General features: G+C 36.4%; 12 protein-coding genes and 2 pseudogenes. 10 read left to right on the plus strand and 4 right to left on the minus strand.

Annotated features, from left to right (window positions below):
* Positions 1–19: 19 nt before the first annotated feature.
* Both G7A72_RS14825 and G7A72_RS14830 read left to right on the plus strand, forming a co-directional pair.
* Positions 20–946: a type IX secretion system membrane protein PorP/SprF gene (locus tag G7A72_RS14825; protein ID WP_165153035.1), complete on the plus strand. Its 927-nt coding sequence runs from the start codon at positions 20–22 to the stop codon at positions 944–946.
* 14 nt (positions 947–960) lie between these two features.
* On the plus strand, positions 961–2,919 hold the full coding sequence (locus G7A72_RS14830) for an OmpA family protein (RefSeq protein WP_165153037.1): 1,959 nt from the start codon (positions 961–963) through the stop codon (positions 2,917–2,919).
* A 131-nt stretch (positions 2,920–3,050) separates the two neighbouring features.
* On the opposite strand, the gene G7A72_RS16705 is transcribed toward G7A72_RS14830, so the two are convergent.
* Complete coding sequence (locus tag G7A72_RS16705) at positions 3,051–3,176, minus strand: hypothetical protein (RefSeq protein ID WP_256371154.1); 126 nt, start codon at positions 3,174–3,176, stop codon at positions 3,051–3,053.
* Positions 3,177–3,234: 58 nt separating this feature from the next.
* Here G7A72_RS16705 and G7A72_RS14835 point away from each other — a divergent pair, with 58 nt between their 5' ends.
* From G7A72_RS14835 to G7A72_RS16625, 5 genes and pseudogenes are all read left to right on the plus strand, one after another.
* Positions 3,235–3,438, plus strand: coding sequence for a hypothetical protein (locus G7A72_RS14835; RefSeq protein ID WP_165153041.1), 204 nt, complete (start codon positions 3,235–3,237; stop codon positions 3,436–3,438).
* Positions 3,439–3,483: 45 nt separating this feature from the next.
* Positions 3,484–3,744 (plus strand): hypothetical protein, encoded by a 261-nt coding sequence (locus tag G7A72_RS14840; protein WP_165153043.1) that lies wholly within the window; start codon positions 3,484–3,486, stop codon positions 3,742–3,744.
* Positions 3,745–3,819: 75 nt separating this feature from the next.
* Positions 3,820–4,074 carry a transposase family protein gene (locus G7A72_RS14845; protein ID WP_165153045.1) on the plus strand — a complete coding sequence of 85 codons (255 nt, stop codon included), beginning with the start codon at positions 3,820–3,822 and terminating at the stop codon, positions 4,072–4,074.
* A gap of 133 nt (positions 4,075–4,207) precedes the next feature.
* Positions 4,208–4,507: pseudogene (locus G7A72_RS14850) on the plus strand (DUF4134 domain-containing protein); the annotation flags it as partial.
* 123 nt (positions 4,508–4,630) lie between these two features.
* Positions 4,631–4,759, plus strand: a pseudogene (locus G7A72_RS16625) (DUF4133 domain-containing protein); the annotation flags it as partial.
* A gap of 781 nt (positions 4,760–5,540) precedes the next feature.
* On the opposite strand, the gene G7A72_RS14860 reads toward G7A72_RS16625, so the two are convergent.
* The 3 genes from G7A72_RS14860 to G7A72_RS14870 all read right to left on the minus strand — a co-directional run bounded on the left by G7A72_RS14860 (position 5,541) and on the right by G7A72_RS14870 (position 7,000).
* Positions 5,541–5,681 carry a transposase gene (locus G7A72_RS14860; RefSeq protein WP_165153047.1) on the minus strand — a complete coding sequence of 47 codons (141 nt, stop codon included), beginning with the start codon at positions 5,679–5,681 and terminating at the stop codon, positions 5,541–5,543.
* A 201-nt stretch (positions 5,682–5,882) separates the two neighbouring features.
* Positions 5,883–6,698, minus strand: coding sequence for an IS3 family transposase (locus G7A72_RS14865; RefSeq protein ID WP_241258508.1), 816 nt, complete (start codon positions 6,696–6,698; stop codon positions 5,883–5,885).
* A gap of 23 nt (positions 6,699–6,721) precedes the next feature.
* Positions 6,722–7,000 carry a transposase gene (locus G7A72_RS14870; protein ID WP_165151468.1) on the minus strand — a complete coding sequence of 93 codons (279 nt, stop codon included), beginning with the start codon at positions 6,998–7,000 and terminating at the stop codon, positions 6,722–6,724.
* Positions 7,001–7,541: 541 nt separating this feature from the next.
* Between G7A72_RS14870 and G7A72_RS14875 the strand changes: the two genes are divergently transcribed.
* The 3 genes from G7A72_RS14875 (at position 7,542) to G7A72_RS14885 (ending at position 22,325) form a co-directional block, all read left to right on the plus strand.
* Positions 7,542–11,837: a T9SS type B sorting domain-containing protein gene (locus G7A72_RS14875; protein WP_165153049.1), complete on the plus strand. Its 4,296-nt coding sequence runs from the start codon at positions 7,542–7,544 to the stop codon at positions 11,835–11,837.
* Between the two features lie 810 nt (positions 11,838–12,647).
* Positions 12,648–12,974, plus strand: a complete 327-nt coding sequence (locus G7A72_RS14880) for a hypothetical protein (protein WP_165153051.1) — start codon at positions 12,648–12,650, stop codon at positions 12,972–12,974.
* Between the two features lie 33 nt (positions 12,975–13,007).
* Complete coding sequence (locus G7A72_RS14885; protein ID WP_165153053.1) at positions 13,008–22,325, plus strand: PKD-like domain-containing protein; 9,318 nt, start codon at positions 13,008–13,010, stop codon at positions 22,323–22,325.
* Positions 22,326–22,330: the final 5 nt, after the last annotated feature.

A 22,330-nucleotide genomic window follows, 5' to 3' on the forward strand; every position in this document is an offset into this window, starting at 1 on the left:
AAGTCTAAAATAATAGAATATGAAAACAAAATTTATACTAATGTTGCTGTTGCTCGCGGGTACTATAAATGCGCAACAAGACGCTCAGTTTACACAGTACATGTACAACACCATAAACGTGAATCCCGCCTATGCGGGATCACGTCAAGCATTGAATATTTTTGCCTTACATCGTACTCAGTGGGTAGGACTTGATGGAGCACCTGTGACCAATACGGCCTCGATTAATACTCCTATAAAAGATACAAAACTAGGTTTAGGAGTGTCGATAATTAGTGACAGGATTGGTCCTTCGGACGAGAACAATTTAGCGGTTGATTTTTCCTATTATATCAATACTTCAGAGGATTTCAAGCTCTCTTTTGGACTGAAAGCATCAGCAAACCTTTTGAATATCAATTTTGATAAATTGAATCAGTATGATCCTAATGATTATAGTTTTGAGAACAATATAGACAATAAGTTTTCACCAAATATAGGTGTTGGACTTTACTGGTATTCTGATAATACCTATATAGGCCTCTCTGTTCCTAATTTATTAGAGACAAAACATTTTGATAAATATGCCGGAGTAGGAGCTTCTACTTATATTGCAAGAGAGAGAGTGAATTATTATTTAACAGCAGGTCACGTGTTTGATTTAGATTATAATCTAAAGTTCAAACCCGCCATCATGACCAAGCTCGTGCAAGGAGCACCATTACAAGTAGATTTATCAGCTAACTTTTTAATTAATGATAAGTTTACAGTAGGGGCAGCTTACAGATGGAGTGCCGCATTAAGTGGCATGGTTGGATTTCAAGTGTCTGACTCTTGGTTTATTGGATATGGTTATGATATGGAAACCACACGACTTGCTAATTTTAATTCCGGATCACATGAGATATTTCTTCGTTACGAAATATTGAACAGATACAATAAAATTACATCACCTAGATTCTTTTAATTTAATATAACGTTATGAAATTAAGCGCCAAACATTTCGGATGCTGTGTAGTTTTTTTAGTATCAACAGTAATGGGGTATGCCCAAAAAAAAGGAGTAGCAATTGCGGATAAAAACTTCGATAATTATTCTTACGTTGATGCAATAGCTACTTATGAGAAAGTAGCAGCGAAAGGGTATAAAGACGAAAAAATGTTCCAAAAACTAGGAGATTCCTATTACTTCATAGCGGATTTGATCCAGGCAGAGAAGTGGTACTCAGCACTTTTTGAGATGAATGCCTCCCAAGAGCCAGAGTACTATTACAGGTATTCTCAATCTTTAAAAGCAGTAGGAAACTATGCTAAGGCCGATAAAATGTTAGAGCAATTCATAGCAAAATCAGCTACAGACCAGCGAGGAAAACTTTTTGCGAGTCAGCGCGATTACTTGAATGAGATCAAGAAAAATTCAGGGAAATATGAAATCTTCGATGCAGGAATTAACTCTCCTTATTCTGATTACGGCAGTGCTTATTACAACAACACGCTACTTTTTGCATCGGCACGAGACACAGGTGGTGTAGCTAAAAAAGTGTTCAAGTGGAACAATGAATCGTTCACCAACTTGTACAGTTCTCAGATAAGTACAGATGGTAGTATGGACAAGCCAGAGGTGTTCCATAAAAACATCAACAGTAGGTTTCATGAGTCTACACCTGTTTTTACCAAAGACGGCCAAACCATGTATTTTACCCGTAATAATTATCTAAATGGTAAAAAGCAAAAAGACAGCAGACGTGTTATATTATTAAAACTCTACAAAGCCACAAACGAAAACGGAAAATGGGTAAATGTACAAGAATTACCTTTTAATAGTAATGAATATAGTGTAGCGCATCCAGCGTTGAGTGTAGACGAGAAAACCTTGTATTTTGCATCAGACATGCCAGGGACCAAGGGATTATCAGATCTTTTTAAAGTAAGCATCAATCCAAATGATACGTACGGCACGCCAGAGAATCTAGGATTGCCTATAAACACAGAGTCAAGAGAAACGTTTCCTTATATCTCACCAGATAATAAGATGTACTTTGCCAGTGATGGACATCCCGGACTTGGAGGTTTAGATGTATTTGTTATGGATTTATCATCAAAAACTCCGGGAATTTCTATCGAAAACTTAGGGACACCTATAAACAGTGCCCAAGACGACTTTTCATTTGTGATAGATGCAGAGAATAAAAAAGGATTTGTCACTTCCAATAGAGAGGGCGGATTAGGATCTGATGACATTTATAGATTCAATAAATTCCCAGTTCTAATATGTGCTCAAGCACTTCAAGGAGTCATCAAGGATCAGGATACAGGTTTAGTCCTGGCAAATGCTAAGGTAAGTTTGTTTGATTCCAATTTCAATTTGATCAAAGAAAGTACAACTGCATCATCAGGGGACTATGCCTTTGAGGTTGAATGTGGAAAAACGTATTATTTACGTGGAGAAAAACCAGAATATGAAACCAAAGAGAATAAGATTGTAATAGCAAACGTATCTGGAGTAACACAAGGTCCATTGGCTTTAGAGCCACGAAAAAAAGCAATTGATGTAGGAACAGATTTAGCTAAAACCTTAGATATTCCGATTTTGTATTTTGATTTAGACAAGTCATTCATTCGAAAAGATGCTGCTTTTGAGCTTGAAAAAGTATTAGCAGTGATGCAAGAATACCCAAAGATGACCATCGACATTAGATCCCATACAGATTGTAGACAAACCGTAGCTTACAACCAAGCATTATCTGATAGAAGAGCTAAAGCAACCAAGGCATGGTTGATTAAAAACGGTATAGCTGCCAATAGATTAACGGCCAAAGGATACGGCGAATCACAGCTTGTAAACGATTGTGGGTGTGAACCTACGAACCAATCAAACTGTACAGAGGAGCAACACCAAGCCAATAGAAGAAGTGAATTTATTATTGTATCGATGCAATAAACCTTATCAAAACAACAACTATCAAAAAAGGCTATCCATAAACTTGGATAGCCTTTTTTGGTGGTTGATAAATTGAAAATATAAAACCATTGGATACGGTCTGATTAACAGATAAATTGCCAATTTTTACGCTATATAAAATACTGACTGAATTGGAGTAGTGGAAAACCTGTCAAATTGACCACCAGTTTCGGAGCAAACTGACCACCACTTTCCAGTTCAAATTGACCATCTGATTTTAGGCTAAAATTGGACATTAAAAACTACCAACTTTTTCATATTCTTAGCACCATTCATTCCTTAAAAATACGGTTTATGGCAAACAAAATAAGAGATATAAGTAAAATTAGAAAAGCAATTAAATTCTACTGTAACGGAAAAAGTAAGTATTTATCTATTTCTAGAAATACGGTAAAAAAGTATATTTCTTTATTTAAAGTACTAGAATTAAGTTTTGAAGTAATTAACGAAAAAACAGATGCTGAGTTAGAACTTTTATTCTCACCCACCACTGTATAATCAATCTGTCCCAAACTGCAAAGTCTTGATGCTTTTTTTCCTAAAATGGAATGCGAACTAAAAAAAGTTGTCGTTACCATACAGCACATGTGGGAGCAATATATTGCCCTAAATCCTAAGTGTTACAGAAGCTCGCAATTTGGACATCATTATAAAACATGGAGCAAACGGGTCAATCCAGTGATACACATAAAGCACAAAGTGGACGATAAAATGTATGTGGATTATGCTGGAAAAACAATCTCCATTATTGATAAATACACGGGAGAAATCGAAGAAGTACAATTTTTTGTAGCCATATTGTGAGCCAGTCAATACACCTATGCCGAAGCTTCCATGAGCTAACAAAAGGAATATTTTGTTACATCGGTAGAAAATGCTATGCGTTTTTTTGAAGGTACTCCTGCGGCTATTGTTCCGGATAATTTAAAATCTGCAGTAATAAAAAGTAGTCGTTTTGAACCCACAATCAATGAAACTTTAGCTGATTTAGCCGCGCATTACCAAACTACAATCTTGCCTGCCAGGGCTAACAAACCACGAGATAAGTCATTAGTTGAAAGAGCTGTCAAGATCTTGTATCGAAGGGTTTATGTAAATCTAAAAGAAATACTTCAAATTTTACTTTCAAATTAAAGTTGTAAAAGCCAGCAACAACCAAGTGATTCCAAAGACTGCTAAATTATTTCAACGCCCCTTTTTCTATAATACCTTTGTCACGAAATCCCACAAAGTGCAGAAATATAGAATAATTTAATTAATCTAAATCATGGGAAATCAAGTTAAAAAAGTAGTGTTGGAAGTGACCGTACTATCAACAATTAGTGCAGTTGTACAAGGAAACGGAACAGCAGGAATCACGGAGGCGACGCAAATGGTCACTTCTTATTTTGATCCTGCTACCAAACTTATTGATGCTATTGGAGCAGTAGTGAGCCTCATTGGTGGAGTGAAGGTGTATAATAAATTTAGAAGTGGTGATCCAGATACGAGCAAGACGGCAGCGAGTTGGTTTGGAGCTTGTACCTTTTTGATTGCAGCGGCAACTGTCGTACGCTCTTTCTTTCTTTCTTTCTTTCTTTCTTTCTTTCTTTCTTTCTTTCTTTCTTTCTTTCTTTCTTTCTTTAGTATTTGCGGTATGAATACGTATACTATTAATAAAGGTATTGGAAGAACGTAAGAGTTCAAAGGACTGAAAGCGCAGTACCTGTTCATCTTCGCTGGTGGTTTGCTAGGGATGCTTATCTTGATAATGATCTTGTACATGACTGGAGTCAATTCCTATCTATATCTGTTTATAGGACTAAGTGGGACTACAATTGAACATTTTTACCGATATTGACGTTTTTTGGGAGCTTGAAAATCTGATTTTAAATATTAAGTCTAAAACCAAAAGAAATGATTTGTTTAAGCTTTTTTTTTTCGGAAAATGAGGCTCCAATGCCGTTATAAAATCCCCAGTATTTATTGAGCTTTCGGCATGTTTTTAAGAACCATACTCACCAATAGGTTTACTTTCAAAAGTTTTGATGTATAACAATATAATTGTAAGGAATAAGTATTTAATTGAATAAATTTCTCAATTGTTTTATTTATTGGCACTGCTGTCCGAAAGTCTAAAATAAAAAGATCCTGAAAATCCCGTATTTTTTATTTTGAGAAACTGTAAATACTTAATAGGACTCTTTAGACGAAAGAAAAATACCGAAAAATCAGGTATTTGACAAATTATTAACCTAGTTCCTCGATGGATAATCGAATTTTATGATAAAAAACATAGGCCCGACAAGGGATGTAGTAAATACAAGACCTACGACTATTTATTGCATTAACTTATGGATAGATTAATAAGAGCTACACTTTTAATGATATTTTAAATGGAATTGGGGTTAGCGAGACTTTTATTGGAGACTTGATACTTGCTCAAAGTCCAGCAAGATCCACTATGAGTGATGGCAATAAAAAGCGTGATTGGAAAGTATTTGAATCCTTGTATTTTAGGCTTTTGAAACATTATGAAAGGATCTTGAAAAGCGAATCTCAACGTAATATTATCAAAGAGATTGTAGGCCAAAATATAAAATTGATCGATAAAACCAAAATCAGCCAGTGTTTAAAAATGTTTGGTTGGGCAGCAACTCGTACTTTTTTGCTAATACCTCGATGGTATCTTTCTCTTTTAAGGCTTCTAAAACAACTTTGGCTTTGAAGTCTTTTCCGAAGGTTCTTCTTATTCTTGACATATTAGTACTAATTTAAGGTTTTATTCCTATGTAAATTAGTCGGGATATATTGTCCGAATTTTAGGGGTTATGCTGTACCCATTTTTCAGACAGAAATCTCAACGATTTAAGATAGGTTTTTAGTTTTATATTCTATTATCTTGGTTAAAATCGGAGATAACTTTTGGCTGTTTTAAGAAGCCAAAAAAAGTTATTCTGATTTTATGCCACTTCTTTTTTGTAATAATTATTATAAGGCGTTCCATAATCTAGTGACTGATGAATTCGCCGTGTATTATAAAATTCAAAATAATCTTTGAGTCCTCTATAAAGGCTGATTCCATCAGTATATGCTTGTAAATATACATTCTCGTATTTGACTGTCCTCCATAATCTTTCTATAAAAATGTTGTCAATAGCTCTTCCTTTACCGTCCATAGAAATTTTTATTTCATTGTTTAATAGTACATTGGTGTGAACCTCACTGGTGTATTGACTTCCTTGATCTGTATTGAAAATTTCAGGCACACCATACTTTTGTATAGTTTCTTGCAAAATATCGGCACACCAATCGGCACTCATTGTATTGCTTACACTCCAGTTCAAAACAAATCTTGTATGCAAATCAATAATCGCAGTCAAGTACATAAATCCTTTTGCCATAGGAATATAGGTGATATCTGTTGCCCAAACCTGATTTTTATGGGTAATCTTCAAACCTTTGAGTAAATAAGGGTATTTCTTATGTTCTTTAGTACTCACTGTTGTTGTAGGTTCTCTATAAATGGTTTGCCAATTGATGATTTGCATCAATCGTTTTACCCGTTTGCGATTCACTTTAAAACCTAAATCCTTGAGCCAAAACGTCAGTTTCCTGCAGCCATAAAATGGAGTATTAAAATACTGTTGGTCTAATAATTGCATTATTTTTAAGTTCTCTAAACTTTCCTGTTTTGCTTTATAATAAAGACCGCCACGATGAATTTCTAATAAGCGACATTGTTTGACAATGCTCAATTTATTTTGGGTATCGACCATTTTCACTCGCTCACTGATCGATACTAACCCAGACTTTTTTTTAAAAAGTCATTCTCCAAAGTCAGCTGACCTATTCGAGCATAGAGTTTCTCTGTTGGAATTTCATCTTTGGCAACGAGCGTTTTTTCTGCAGAAAAAACCGCAGAAAGATTCCGTATCGCTTCGGACTTCCACATTGAAATTTGGTTGGGCAGCAACTCGTATTTTTTTGCTAATACCTCGATGGTATCTTTCTCTTTTAAGGCTTCCAAAACAACTTTGGCTTTGAAGTCTTTTCCGAAGGTTCTTCTTGTTCTTGACATATTAGTGCTAATTTAAGGTTTTTATTCCTATCTAAATTAGTCGGGATATATTGTCCGAATTTTGGGGGTCAGCATAGGTCAGCATACTTTTATTATAAAAAAATCGTGTTAAGAGCTGGCGTGTAAATCCCCACCTTCTAAAAGATTTCTCGCTCTAGCTAATCTTTCATTAGCATTCTCATACTCCAATATTAACTGATTTATATCGCTACGTTTATACATTTCCTATAAATTATTCTTCAAAATATATAGATTGAGTAACATAGAAAAAAAACGAACATACCCTATTTAATGATTCCCTAAACTGTATAATTTTAGAGTATATTTTTCTCCATAAACCAGTCATTATTTCCAAAAAATGGAAATGATGACTGGCTTATATGTTTTAAAGTATTGATTTTTAGATATTTATTAAAAAGGTATGTTCTTTGATTCTAAGGTGTTTGTATACTATAATAATAGTCTAAAAGACCAATAGATTTGTGCAATCAATTAGATGAAATTAGTAATTACTTTCTTCAAAAAATAAAATAGGATATATATGAAAAAAATCATACTCACAGTTTTCATCTTATTTAGTATAAAAAGTTTTTCACAATCGATTACTGTAAATACTAGTATTTATACTGTTGACCAATTGGTTAATTCTGTTTTAATTAATTCTCCTTGTGTTTCGGGTACAAATGTTACTTCAAAAACAGGAACTGCTTTTGGCTCAACAAATGGTATAGGTTATTTTGAGAACGCAAATCCAAATTTTCCTTTTGAAAAAGGAGTTGTATTAACCACGGGGGATGTAACAAAAGTACCTAGCCCTAACACCACTATTTTGAGTGATGGAAATGCTTCGTGGACAGGAGATGCTGATTTGGAAGCTAATTTGCTTTCACAATCCGGGATTACCATTAACTCAATTAATGCAAGTTATATTGAGTTTGATTTTAAACCTAAAACTCCCAATTTTGATTTCGAATTTATTTTTGCTTCCGAGGAGTATGGAACTTCACAATGTAATTTCTCGGATGCTTTCGCTTTTCTTCTAAAAGATCTTACCACTGGCGGTGCAAATAAAAATCTGGCAGTAGTTCCTGCTCCGGCATTGCCTAATACACCCATATCTGTAGAAACAATTAGGGATAATTTATACAATACAAATTGTGCGTCGGCTAACGCTAGTTTTTTTGGTAGGTTTAATGGAGTAGGATTTGGACCTGCGATAAATTTTAATGGACAAACTGTAAAAATGATTGCAGCGGCGGTAGGTTTAGATGTTACGCATACCTATCATATTAAATTAGTTATTGCTGATGGAGGCAATAATATAGGATATGATTCGGCTATTTTTTTTAATGCTAACAGTTTTAATATTGGACAAAATGTATTAGGCATTGATTATAGTGCTGCTAATAATACTGGAATTTGTGCAGGAAGTTCTTTGCCTATATTATCAGCTGCAGGTTTAAGTTCTGGGACTACTTTTGTTTGGAAAAAAGCGGGAGTTGCTTTTTCTCCTGCACAAACGGGTGTAACTTTAGATCTGAATACTATTTCGCCTTTACTTACAACTGGAAGTCAAACTTATAGTGTGACTTATACAGAGCCCGGCTGCGTGGCTATTACAGATGATATTTTAGTCGAAATTTATCCAAAAATAAGTTTTAAATCTATTATTCCTACTATTTATACTTGCGATATTGGTGTTCCAACGTATGATTTTGATTTTACAAAAAACACAGCAGTTATTATGTCAGGACTAAATCCTGCTACAACTCCTGCCGGAATTCTGGACGATTTGCCAGTTAGTACAATAGTTACTTATCATTTGACGAATAGTGCTGCTGTTGCTAATACGGGCGCTTTATCCAATCCTCATACGATTTTAAATTCAGAAAACGGAAAGACAATCTATGTTAGAGTAAGTAGTGCTAATTCTCCCTGTTATGAAATACGCTCTTTCCAGTTGCAAATAGTTCCAAATCCTTATATTGCTTCCGTTCCAACCGCAACGACACTTTGTGCCAGAACACTAGCAGATTTGAGAGCAGATTTCAATTTAACTGCCCAAATTGCTATGATTTTAGGTACACAGTCATCAGTCTACAACGTGATTTCTTTTCATACCACATTGCCATCAGCTAATTCTAATATTAATATTTTGGCAACCTCACCAACAGGAATAATTAGAACTGCATCAAGAACTGTTTGGGTACGATTGCAGAATATATCCAATACGGGTTGTTTTGTAACGACTAGTTTTCAACTTATTGTAACACCATTACCAAAAGTGGATATCGTGCCTGATGTAGCGGTTTGCACCTCGTATACATTGCCAGCTCTAATCAATGCGGGAACTCAATACTGGACTGGAATAAATGGAACGGGAACACAATTCTTTGCTGGAGATGTGGTAAATACAACAAAGAGTTTATACACCTATAATAAATCGGGTTCTTGTATAAATCAAAATCTATTTAAGATAACAATTGCCAATTTGCCCTTAATAGTCCCACCTACAGCCACTTATTGTACCCAATACAAACTTCCTGTTTTACCTTATGGTAATTACTATACCCAAAGCGGAGGAGCAACAACGAGTGGAAATATAAAACTCGCTGCGGGTGCTATTATCAATACTGTTGGTCCTAATCAAGTATATGTTTGGTTTGAAGACACATCGGTTACCCCTTCGTGTACCCAAGAAGTTTCATTTGTAGTTACCATATTAGCATTTACACCATTACCGCCTTATCCCAACCAGTTTGGGTGTAATCCTTATCCTTTGCCAGTTGATCCTAACGGAGGGATTTATTATACAGGAACTAATAAAGGTCTCCCTATATTGCCACCTGGCACAATAATTAATAGTACAACACCAATTTTTGTATATAAAGAGAGTGGTTCATCACCACTTAATTGTACTTCAGAAAAATTATTTACGGTTTTTGTTGGTATCTCAAGTATTTCCATTCCTGCCGATGTAAATTCTTGTTCTACTTATATATTACCTCCTTTGGTTGTTGGAGAATATAGAACGGCATCAGCAGGTGGAGGCTCGGTTGTAGCCTCTGGAACGTCCATAAATAGTACAACAACGCTATGGTTTTATGTGACAGGACAAAGTTGTACGGATAACTTATCTTTTACGGTTACCATAAATATTTCTCCATTACCAATTATGTCAGACACGCCTCCCCAATGCGATGTTTATTATTTGCCTGCAGTAGCACATTCTGGAAAATATTATACGAAACCTCTAGGAACAGGATTGGTAAGACCAGTTGGTTATCCAATAACAAGTACACAAACTATATATTTTTATGATAAAGCTCTAGTGGGTCCTTGCTATGTGGAGGCTAGTTTCCTTGTAACGGTATATCCATCACCTCCTGTAGATGCAAGACCTATACAAGTTTTAAAATGCAATGAAAGCTATTTCCTCGATGACTTAAAAGATGGTGAGTACTACCAATTTTCTGGGGGTCCATCAGCTACAAATCTAATTTTGCCAGCTGGTTATGAAATAAAAACATCAACAACTATTTATGTTTATGCAGCAGAACCTTCACCCAATACTTGTATTTCTGAATATGGTATTACGGTAACGATAGTAAATACAAAAGTGAATCCTATTGCTGATACTTTTGCATGTGATACTTATACTTTACCTGCAATCGTAGGTCAAGGCGATTATTATACAGCTGCTGGAGGGCCTAATGGTAATGGAATAAAATTAATACCCCCGTATACTCCAATAACTGCAACAGCGACCTTATATGTTTATGCTGAGGATAATAATAGAATTGCTTGTTCAGACGAAGATGTCTTTACTATAACCGTTTATAACACTCCAGTAGTTGCTCCAATTCTTCCAGTGGTTACGTGTGGATCGTATGCTTTGCCACCGCTGATTTTACCTGCCACTAAATATTTTGTATTGGCTGGAGGACTATCAGTAACCAACGTCGAAAAATTCGTAGGCGATTTGATTACTTCCTCAACAACAGTTTATGCTTATGCCGAAATAGGTAATCCTGCAACAAAATTATGTTTTGACGAGGAGCCTTTGGTCATTACGATAAAAACAAAGCCCGAACCTGTAATTTCACTTCTCCCTATATGTGTTGATGTAGATACAGGAGTCATAAACGACTCCTATATTACTAGTAATTATTCAGCTCCATTGTACTCCTTTGATTGGAAAAGTGAAGATGGAACTACGGTTAGCACTACTGCTGACTTTTCGACAAAAACGCCAGGTAAGTACACTTTAATAGTTAATGATTTATCAGTAGTGGGATGCTCATCCGATGTTGTACCTTTTACGGTATTAATCTCTTCAAAACCAGCCAAAGTAACTTTTACAACAAGCGGATGGTTCTCTGAAAATCAAACCATTACGGTCAATGCAACTCCGTATTTAGGGTATGAAAGTAATTTTTTATATGCAATTGATAATTACGAGCCACAAACGAGTAATATTTTTTCTCAAGTTAGTTCAGGTTCTCATCAAGTTACTGTTAGTGATGCGAATGGTTGTGGATCTACTCCCATACCCATACCCATCAAATTAATTAGTAGCCCTAAATCATTTTCACCAAATGGAGATGGTTATAATGATGTATGGAATATAGCAGGATTACAAAATCAAGATAACCCTAGAATATTTATTTTGGATCGATATGGAAAAATAATTAAACAACTTGCTACTAATGATGATAGTTGGGATGGCAGCTTTCATGGGCAACCTTTACCAGCAGATGATTATTGGTTTGTGATTTCATATTTAGAAAATGGAGTAGCCAAAGAATATCGTTCTCATTTTTCGTTGTTAAGATAATGATTTACAAATAATGTAAAAAACTAAATCTAGCTACAGATTTTAATTAGAGAAAAAGGACATTCAATTTTAGAGAAATTCGTGCTCTAGTCAGTTCGATTTGAAGGCTTAGATCATCGTAATAAGCTCGATTTTATTATAGTTTATATTCACTTGGAATATTTTAAATTATAATTACGTAGATAAAATAGTTGAATTTAAAACAAAAGAACACGCTAATTTCTCGTATAGAAAATCAGTCTCTGTTGTTTGTTTAATAAATAAGGCGAAAAAATTTTAACCTTTTAGTTTAGGATTTGTAGTATATTTTTAGAATAAATTCACATTTAAACTTTTCACGAAAAATTCACCCCACATGTCCTTTTAATAGTTGAAATAAGTAGGCTACTAATTTTATATTTTTTCTTCCAAAAAAAATTGTTATTTCCATTTTTTGGAATTTTTAAAAATCACAAAAACATTAAATCACTATAAATCAGATTTTTAAAAATAAGGCATGTAAATTGAATTTTGTGCAATGTGATAATATGAATCAATTTATATCAAACATAATATCTGTTTTTAAACAACACAAATAATAATAAAAATAGACAATTGTTATCTCGTAAGAAGGACTATGTATATACTCATACAGTGCCTTTTTTAGATCATAATACGATTGAATGTTGCAAATATTTTAAGTTTTAGAATTAAAAAATGGATGTTTCTAGATTTTTTTAAATGTATAACTAATTAGAATTTAAATCTCAAAGGTTTATTTCTAAAAACAAAACAAGAAGCAGTGCTCTCAAAATTATTAAGAATTTGTTTATGAAAAAATTAACCTTTTTACTCGTTTTATTATTGATTTGTTTTGAGTCTTACTCACAATCCATGACAACGGCCTTTGAAGAAGCGGCAAAGAAGGATTTAGTGACCTTAAAAAAAATTGCAGTAATTACGAAAGATCAAGAGCAACCTCTTTTAGATTTTTTTTATAGGAAGTATAAACAGTATTCGGTCTATACGCTTTCTCAAGTACAGAAAAAAGAAATTTTTGAACAATATGAAATTGAGTTAAAAAATTTAATTGGTCCCCAAAATGAATATAAGCTAGTAAAGAATAGAGAAATTTTTAAGAGTCTAATTACAGAGTAATCTGTTTCAAATCATTTTTAAACTGTTTTTATTATGAAAAAAGAATACTCAAAATTATTAATTATCATTTTTTTCATTTGTTCTTTACTGTTCGTCAATCATAGTTTTGGAAAGAATATAGAAGGAAAAGAAAAAAGACACAATAAGACCTGTGCTGAATTAGTTTCGTTGTCTAATAATAAAAAAAACAATGGGATTTCAGTCAATACTATTTTTGTTAATCCAAGTATAGCGTTAGATTCGGGCAATATTACTGGAGCTGGAGGAATAAACATTAATACAAAAGGGTGTTCGTCGGGTTATGAATTGCTAGATAATACTAACACGGGAGCCACTTCGACTTTTACTTCTCCTAATGGTCTTGTTATGTCCATGGCAATAACATTAGCAAACCCTCAAGATGGGACAAATGAACAACTTTCTATAGGAGGTATCTTTGCAGGAATTTCTGTAGCAGGTAATAATACTGCTAGTTTAGTAATCACTAATAATGGATCTGCTAGTACAAATGCTATGCGAAATGTATTGAGTGATTTGATATATAAAGATTTGGCAGCAAACCCTAACACAACTGTTCAGAGAAATTTAACCGTTATAATAACAGACATAACAGGATTGACATCGAATACAGCAAATGCTTTTTTAAATGTAACTAAGGCTGCAAATTCAGGTAATGCAACTGGTCCGTTATATGTTTTTACAACTGGTACCACAGTAGATCTATTTACAGGGCTAGACGGAACTCAAGACGCAGGTGGTACATGGATAGATGTTGATGGTACGGGTTCACTTACAGGTAGTATAGTTACAATACCAACTTTGCCTCTTGGTGGATCTACATTTAGGTACGACGTAGTCGCTACTGCTCCTTGTGAGACATCATCAGTAATTGTTGTGGTGATCAAAATGGATGTAAATGAGTTGGGAATAACTTCGCCAAATTCATGTGGAGTCATAGAAACTCAATATTCAAATGCTTTATATTCAGCTAATTCTAATGACCCAATATTCACAAATATAGTTGGTAATACTTCAGGACAGTTGGTATGTCCAGCGGGAACAGGAGCTACAACTTATGATTGGTATAAATTTAATTCAGTAACAAATTCATATTCTAAATATGCTTTAGGCAGTACGGCATCCCAAGTAAATTTGCCAGATGGGGGATATTTAATTGTTCGAACAGATCTGAATGGTGTAAAAGAAGGTCGCGCTTGGATATGGAATTTACCTTCTGGTATTCCTAATGCGGGATTAGATATTTCAGTTTGTGAAGGAATTGCGACAAGTTTGAGCGGAAACGTAGGAGGTACTACCCAAATATTTAATTATTACAATCCAGTTCCTAGACCATTAGTAATAACTAATACGACTAAAATTTCGGTAAAATTTAGTGCAACTCATACTTATGTTTCGGATTTGGGTTTTTATTTAGTAAACCCAGCAGGTACCAAGACGATTACTTTGGGGGCAAATCAAGGGAATACATGTAATAGTGGAAGCAACGTAAGTAATTTGACATTTACAAATCAAACACCAAATGCTTATTTTAATTTTTGTACAATGCCAGCGCCATTGACAGGAACATTTAATGGTTATTTTACTGGCCCATCTGGAGAAACACCAGCTAATACTAATAAATTAATTAATTGGACTCCGCTTGTTGGAGAAGATGGTAATGCTGGTGGTTGGAAAGTGAGAATTTATGATTGTGTTGGTGCGGATGTTGGTAATCTTACAAATGTCACTATTATTTTTGATGATGGAGCAGGCAATGTAAGAACCTATACCAGTGGATCTATTACTGTGCCAATTACCGATAACTCTTGTACTCCAGCAACTGCGTCTACCTACACGGTTCCTTCTCCTAGTGCGGTTGTAATACCTTACACACTGACTATAAGTGATAATGTAGGTGTAGGAGGAGCTGTGGGCGGTTACCAATGGTCTTATAGCACGAGTGGACTTTCTGGTCCTTATTCAAATTTCAATAATAGTACTTTAACTCCGTCATTGTCATTCAATACCAATACTTGGGTTAAATTAGCTTTGGATAATGGATTAGGAACTTGTATAATAGATGATACACTCTTTGTTACTGTAAATCCTTCTCCAAGTATAAATACAACACAAGCAGCTACAGTTTGTTCTGGAAGCACTTTTTCAGTGACACCAACTAATGGATCAGGAAATACGATTCCATTAGGAACAACTTACAGTTGGTCAGCACCTGTTGTAGCAGGGATTACAGGTGCAGTTGCTGGAACGAATGCAACAGCAATTAGTGGTACATTAACCAATACAACCAATGCTGCAATTATAGTGACATATTATCTAGCTCCCACATCAGGTAGCTGTACAGGGACTAGTTTTCCCGTAACTGTTACAGTCAATCCAAAACCAAGTATTACCACAGCACAAGCTGCAACAATTTGTTCAGGAAATAATTTTGTGGTAACACCAACTAATGGAGGAGGGAATACTATCCCTTCTGGTACAACATACAGTTGGTCTGCGCCAGTTGTAGCCGGAATTACTGGGACTACTTCGGGGACAAATGCAACGAATATTACCGATACTTTAAATAATACAACAAATGCTAGTATAATAGTCTCATATACAGTAACTCCAAATTCTGGATCATGTTCGGGGAGCAGTTTTGTTGTAAATATCACCGTTAATCCAACACCAATGGGAGTAGCTGTAGCTAAAACAATTTGTAGTGGCCGACAAACAGTGAATCAAGTATTAACAACCAGTCCTTTTATTTCGGGTACAACATTTACTTATCCTACACCTGTAGTAACTGGAGGTTTAACTGGAGGAAATGGACGTAATACAGGAAGTACAGCAGATATTACTGATATTCTTGTAAATCCTACATCTTCAATTCAAACCGCTACTTACACCATAACACCTACAGCTCCATCAGGTTGTGTGGGTTCTACTTTTACAGTGGTTGTTACCGTAAGTCCTGTTCCTGTTTTGACAGCCAGTCAGGTTCAAAATTTATGTGCCAATACTGGTGGTAATTCAACAGCAAATTTAACATTAACAACGACACCTTCTTCAAGTAGCGCAAGTTTTACTTGGACTCCTCCTGTTTTGTCTGGAGGGATGACCTATACCGATAATGGATTTGGTACAGGTACAATAACAGATAATTATAATAACCCAACAACGCAACCGCAAACCGCAACATATTCTGTAACTCCAATTGCATCAGGTTCTTTAGGTGGTTGTATAGGTGATGTAACAACGGTAGTAATTACTGTGAATCCGAATCCTATTGTAACTTCAGGTTTGGCTCAAACTATTTGTAGCGGACAAACCACTAATAGAAGTTTGTCATCTACAACTACTGGTGTCGTTTACAGTTATCCAGCACCAACCATATCAGGAGCTCCTGGAAATATTACAGGAGGTACTTCTAGATTAGTTCCAAGTAACGTGGCAATTACTGATCTTTTAACTAACACAACTGGAGTAGTTCAAACAGCTACTTATATGGTAACTGCATTGATTAATGGTTGTGCTGGAAATCCGGTTGCAGTAGTAATTACGGTAAATCCTACTCCATCGGGAGTAGTTGCACTCAAAACAATTTGCAGTGGACAAACAGTAAATCAGGTATTGACAACTAATCCAGTAGTTTCAGGCACCACTTTCACTTACTCCATCCCAGTAGTTACTGGCGGAATAACAGGCGGAACCGCACGTAGTACAGGAAGCACAGCAGATATTACCGATGTTTTTGTTAACCCAACAGGAGTATCACAAACTGCTACTTACACCGTTACACCAGCCGCTCCTACTGGATGTTTGGGAACGACTTTTACAGTAACCATTACTGTAAATCCGACGCCAGCAACCCCAACTACAACAACAGTACAACCATCTTGTACGGTATCGACAGGAACTATAACGATAACAGCTCCTGTAAGTGCAGGAATGACTTACAGTATAGATGGATTGACGTACACTAATACAACAGGTATTTTTAATTTAGTTCCAACAGGGACTTATACAGTAACTGCGAAGAGTATAGATGGCTGTATTTCTTCAGGGACTGGTGTAACAGTTGATCCTCAGCCAGCTACTCCATCTATTCCGGCTCTTGGTGTACCTACACAGGGAACTTGTGTGTACACTCTTGGAAGTACAGTTTTAAGCGGATTACCATCTGGAAACTGGACTATAAACCAAAACGGAACTTATACCGCAACTTATAGCAGTTCAGGAAGTTCTTATTTAATAACGGCATTAGCACCAGGCACTTATAATTTCACTGTAACCAACTCTATTGGTTGTACTTCAGGAACAACAGCTAATACAACTCTAAATAATATTATATGTGCCGTAGCCGACACCAACGCCACAGCCATAAACGGATACACAGGCGGAACAGCAATAGCCAATGTTTTAGCAAATGACAAACTAAATGGCGTAGCAGTACTCCCAAGCGAAGTACTAGTAACATTAGCCACAGCTTTACCATCAGGAATATCGTTCAACACTAGCACAGGAGAAGTAGCAGTAAATGCAGGAACTCCAGCAGGAACATACACTTTTGATTATAGCATTTGCGAAGTATTAAACCCAGCCAATTGCAGTACCACAACAGTAACGGTAAATGTTGCCCAAGCACCAATACTAGCCGTAGCCGATACCAACGCCACAACCACAAACGGATACACAGGCGGAACAGCAATAGCCAATGTTTTATCGAATGATACACTAAATGGCGTAGCGGTAATCCCAAGCCAAGTACTAGTAACGCTAGCAAGCGTACTTCCTACAGGAATAACCTTCAACACTAGCACAGGAGAAGTAGCAGTAAATGCAGGAACTCCAGCAGGAACATACACTTTTGATTATAGCATTTGCGAAGTGTTAAACCCAGCCAATTGCAGTACCATAACAATAACAGTAAATGTAGGACAAGCCCCAATACTAGCCGTAGCCGACACCAACGCCACAGCCGTAAACGGATACACAGGCGGAACAGCAATAGCCAATGTTTTAGCGAATGATACACTAAATGGCGTAGCGGTAATCCCAAGCCAAGTACTAGTAACGCTAGCAAGCGTACTTCCTACAGGAATAACCTTCAACACCAGCACAGGAGAAGTAGCAGTAAATGCAGGAACTCCAGCAGGAACATACACTTTTGATTATAGCATTTGCGAAGTGTTAAACCCAGCCAATTGCAGTACCATAACAATAACAGTAAATGTTGCCCAAGCACCAATACTAGCCGTAGCCGATACTAATGCTACAGCCGTAAACGGATACATAGGCGGAACAGCAATAGCCAATGTTTTAGCGAATGACACACTAAATGGCGTAGCGGTAATCCCAAACCAAGTACTAGTAACGCTAGCAAGCGTACTTCCTACAGGAATAACCTTCAACACCAGCACAGGAGAAGTAGCAGTAAATGCAGGAACTCCAGCAGGAACATACACTTTTGATTATAGCATTTGCGAAGTGTTAAACCCAGCCAATTGCAGTACCATAACAATAACAGTAAATGTAGGACAAGCCCCAATACTAGCCGTAGCCGACACCAACGCCACAGCCGTAAACGGATACACAGGCGGAACAGCAATAGCCAATGTTTTAGCGAATGATACACTAAATGGCGTAGCGGTAATCCCAAGCCAAGTACTAGTAACGCTAGCAAGCGTACTTCCTACAGGAATAACCTTCAACACCAGCACAGGAGAAGTAGCAGTAAATGCAGGAACTCCAGCAGGAACATACACTTTTGATTATAGCATTTGCGAAGTGTTAAACCCAGCCAATTGCAGTACCATAACAATAACAGTAAATGTTGCCCAAGCACCAATACTAGCCGTAGCCGATACTAATGCTACAGCCGTAAACGGATACATAGGCGGAACAGCAATAGCCAATGTTTTAGCGAATGACACACTAAATGGCGTAGCGGTAATCCCAAACCAAGTACTAGTAACGCTAGCAAGCGTACTTCCTACAGGAATAACCTTCAACACCAGCACAGGAGAAGTAGCAGTAAATGCAGGAACTCCAGCAGGAACATACACTTTTGATTATAGCATTTGCGAAGTGTTAAACCCAGCCAATTGCAGTACCATAACAATAACAGTAAATGTTGCCCAAGCACCAATACTAGCCGTAGCCGATACTAATGCTACAGCCGTAAACGGATACATAGGCGGAACAGCAATAGCCAATATTTTAGCGAATGATACACTAAATGGCGTAGCGGTAATCCCAAGCCAAGTACTAGTAACGCTAGCAAGCGTACTTCCTACAGGAATAACCTTCAACACCAGCACGGGCGAAGTAGCAGTAAATGCAGGAACTCCAGCAGGAACATACACTTTTGATTATAGCATTTGCGAAGTGTTAAACCCAGCCAATTGCAGTACCATAACAATAACAGTAAATGTTGCCCAAGCACCAATACTAGCCGTAGCCGATACTAATGCTACAGCCGTAAACGGATACATAGGCGGAACAGCAATAGCCAATGTTTTAGCGAATGACACACTAAATGGCGTAGCGGTAATCCCAAACCAAGTACTAGTAACGCTAGCAAGCGTACTTCCTACAGGAATAACCTTCAACACCAGCACAGGAGAAGTAGCAGTAAATGCAGGAACTCCAGCAGGAACATACACTTTTGATTATAGCATTTGCGAAGTGTTAAACCCAGCCAATTGCAGTACCATAACAATAACAGTAAATGTTGCCCAAGCACCAATACTAGCCGTAGCCGATACTAATGCTACAGCCGTAAACGGATACATAGGCGGAACAGCAATAGCCAATATTTTAGCGAATGATACACTAAATGGCGTAGCGGTAATCCCAAGCCAAGTACTAGTAACGCTAGCAAGCGTACTTCCTACAGGAATAACCTTCAACACCAGCACGGGCGAAGTAGCAGTAAATGCAGGAACTCCAGCAGGAACATACACTTTTGATTATAGCATTTGTGAAGTGTTAAACCCAGCCAATTGCAGTACCATAAAAATAACAGTAAATGTTGCCCAAGCACCAATACTAGCCGTAGCCGATACCAACGCCACAACCATAAACGGATACACAGGCGGAACAGCAATAGCCAATGTTTTATCGAATGACACACTAAATGGCGTAGCGGTAATCCCAAGCCAAGTACTAGTAACGCTAGCAAGCGTACTTCCTACAGGAATAACCTTCAACACTAGCACGGGCGAAGTAGCAGTAAATGCAGGAACTCCAGCAGGAACATACACTTTTGATTATAGCATTTGCGAAGTGTTGAACCCAGCCAATTGCAGTACCATAACAATAACAGTGAATGTAGGACAAGCCCCAATTAGTGCTATTAATGATTCAGTAGTTTCCGTAGTAGGCATTAATCAAATAGTTACGGTTATAAATGTATTAACTAATGATAAACTTAATGGTATTGCAGTAAATTCTACTCAAATAGTGTTGTCACTAACTGTAGCTGACTCTTCTGGATTTATGACATTAAATACTGATGGAACTGTAGTTTTAGCTCCCAACACTCCAGCAGGAACTTATACATTAAAATACCAAATATGTGAAATTTTAAATCCCTCAAATTGTAGCACGGGAGTAGTTACAGTATCGGTTGTTGCTCCAACAATGACTATTACAACCAGTAGTTTGTGTTTAAATAACACACCTTACGTATCTTACACCGTTACTCCTGATAATTTTACTACGACTAATTTACTTATAGTGAAGTGGATTGATAGCGCCAATAATGTTGTAGCAACACTAACCAATTTACCACTAACAGGTCAATTGTTATGGCCTGGAACTTTACGAGATAGTAATGGAAAAACAATTGATTGGCCAGGATGGATATTGTCAAACGGCAAATGGATACAAGGTAGTGACGGATTTGAATTAACAAAACCAGCTGTAACAATGGAATTTTCATTAGAGATAGCACAAAGTGTAATAATCAATTATCCTTCTGCAACAGCTATTTGTAATTCTGCACCTACTTTTAGTATTGACGCTGTGAATGACTCTGCTACTACACCGGTTAATAGTCAGGGAGGAGCTTTGGGAGTAATCAATATTTTTGGTAACGACACCTTAAATACCGTTAATATTAAAGCATCAGATGTTATTGTAACAGTACTAACATCCAGCCCAAATTTATTATTAAATCCAGACGGAACAATAGATGTTTTACCCAATACTCCAGCAGGAACATATACTTTAACCTATCAAATATGTGAGAAAGCAAATAGTTCGAATTGTGATACAGCTACTGTAACTGTTTTGGTTCAAATACCAGCAATGACATTAATTAAAACGGCTACATTGGCTGGGTCAGTATTAGCTGGAGAGACAATTACTTATACATTTACAATAACTAACACAGGAAATATTGCTATAAATAATATTGTTATTAATGATGCATTGTTATCTGTTACACCAATTGCAGTTACAAATTCATTAGCAATTGGAAGCGTTATTATTATCAAAGTAAATTATTTAATTACTCAGGCAGATATAGATTTAGGTAAAGTAGTAAATTCTGCTACTGCTTCTGGAGTTGATACAAATGGTGGTTCTTTATCAGTTGTTTCAGATAATGGTAATTCAATAGTAGGAGGAGATCGAACAACCGTCTTGCAATTGACTCAAAAACCAAGTATTGCGATAATAAAAACAGTTGTTTTTGAGGATGATAATAATGACGGTTTTGCACAAGTTGGAGAAACAGTGGCGTATCGTTTTGTCATAACCAATACGGGTAATGTACCTTTAAGCAATGTCAAAATAGAAGACCTTTTACCAGGAATTATTATTAAAGGTGAGCCAATATCTTTGGGTGTGGGACAAGTTGATGAGAACACTTTTACAGCTAGCTATAAACTTAAACAATCTGATATTACGTTAGGAAGTATTACAAACCAAGCTTCAGTAGAAGGAACAAGTCTTAATGGAACTAATGTGAAAGATTTGTCTGATGATTTGAACAACGGAAGTGATAATGCTACGGTATTAGCACTCTCAGGGTGTGTTGTAGAAGTATTCAATGCCGTTTCACCAAATGGAGATGGATATAACGATGTCTTTTACATTCGAGGATTAGAATGTTACCCAGAGAATACTGTAGAAATTTATAACCGTTGGGGCGTCTTGGTATTCGAACGTAACGGATACAACAATACTGATCGTACATTTATAGGAATATCCGAAGGACGTGTAACTATTACGCAAGCAGAAAAGCTACCTGTGGGGACATATTATTATGTTTTAAAATACAAAACAGGAAGCACAGATACGGTAAAAAAAGCGGGTTACTTGTATATAAACATAAAATAGATTAG

Origin of the sequence: Flavobacterium sp. Sr18 (assembly GCF_011064265.1) — a bacterium.
GTDB lineage: Bacteria > Bacteroidota > Bacteroidia > Flavobacteriales > Flavobacteriaceae > Flavobacterium > Flavobacterium petrolei.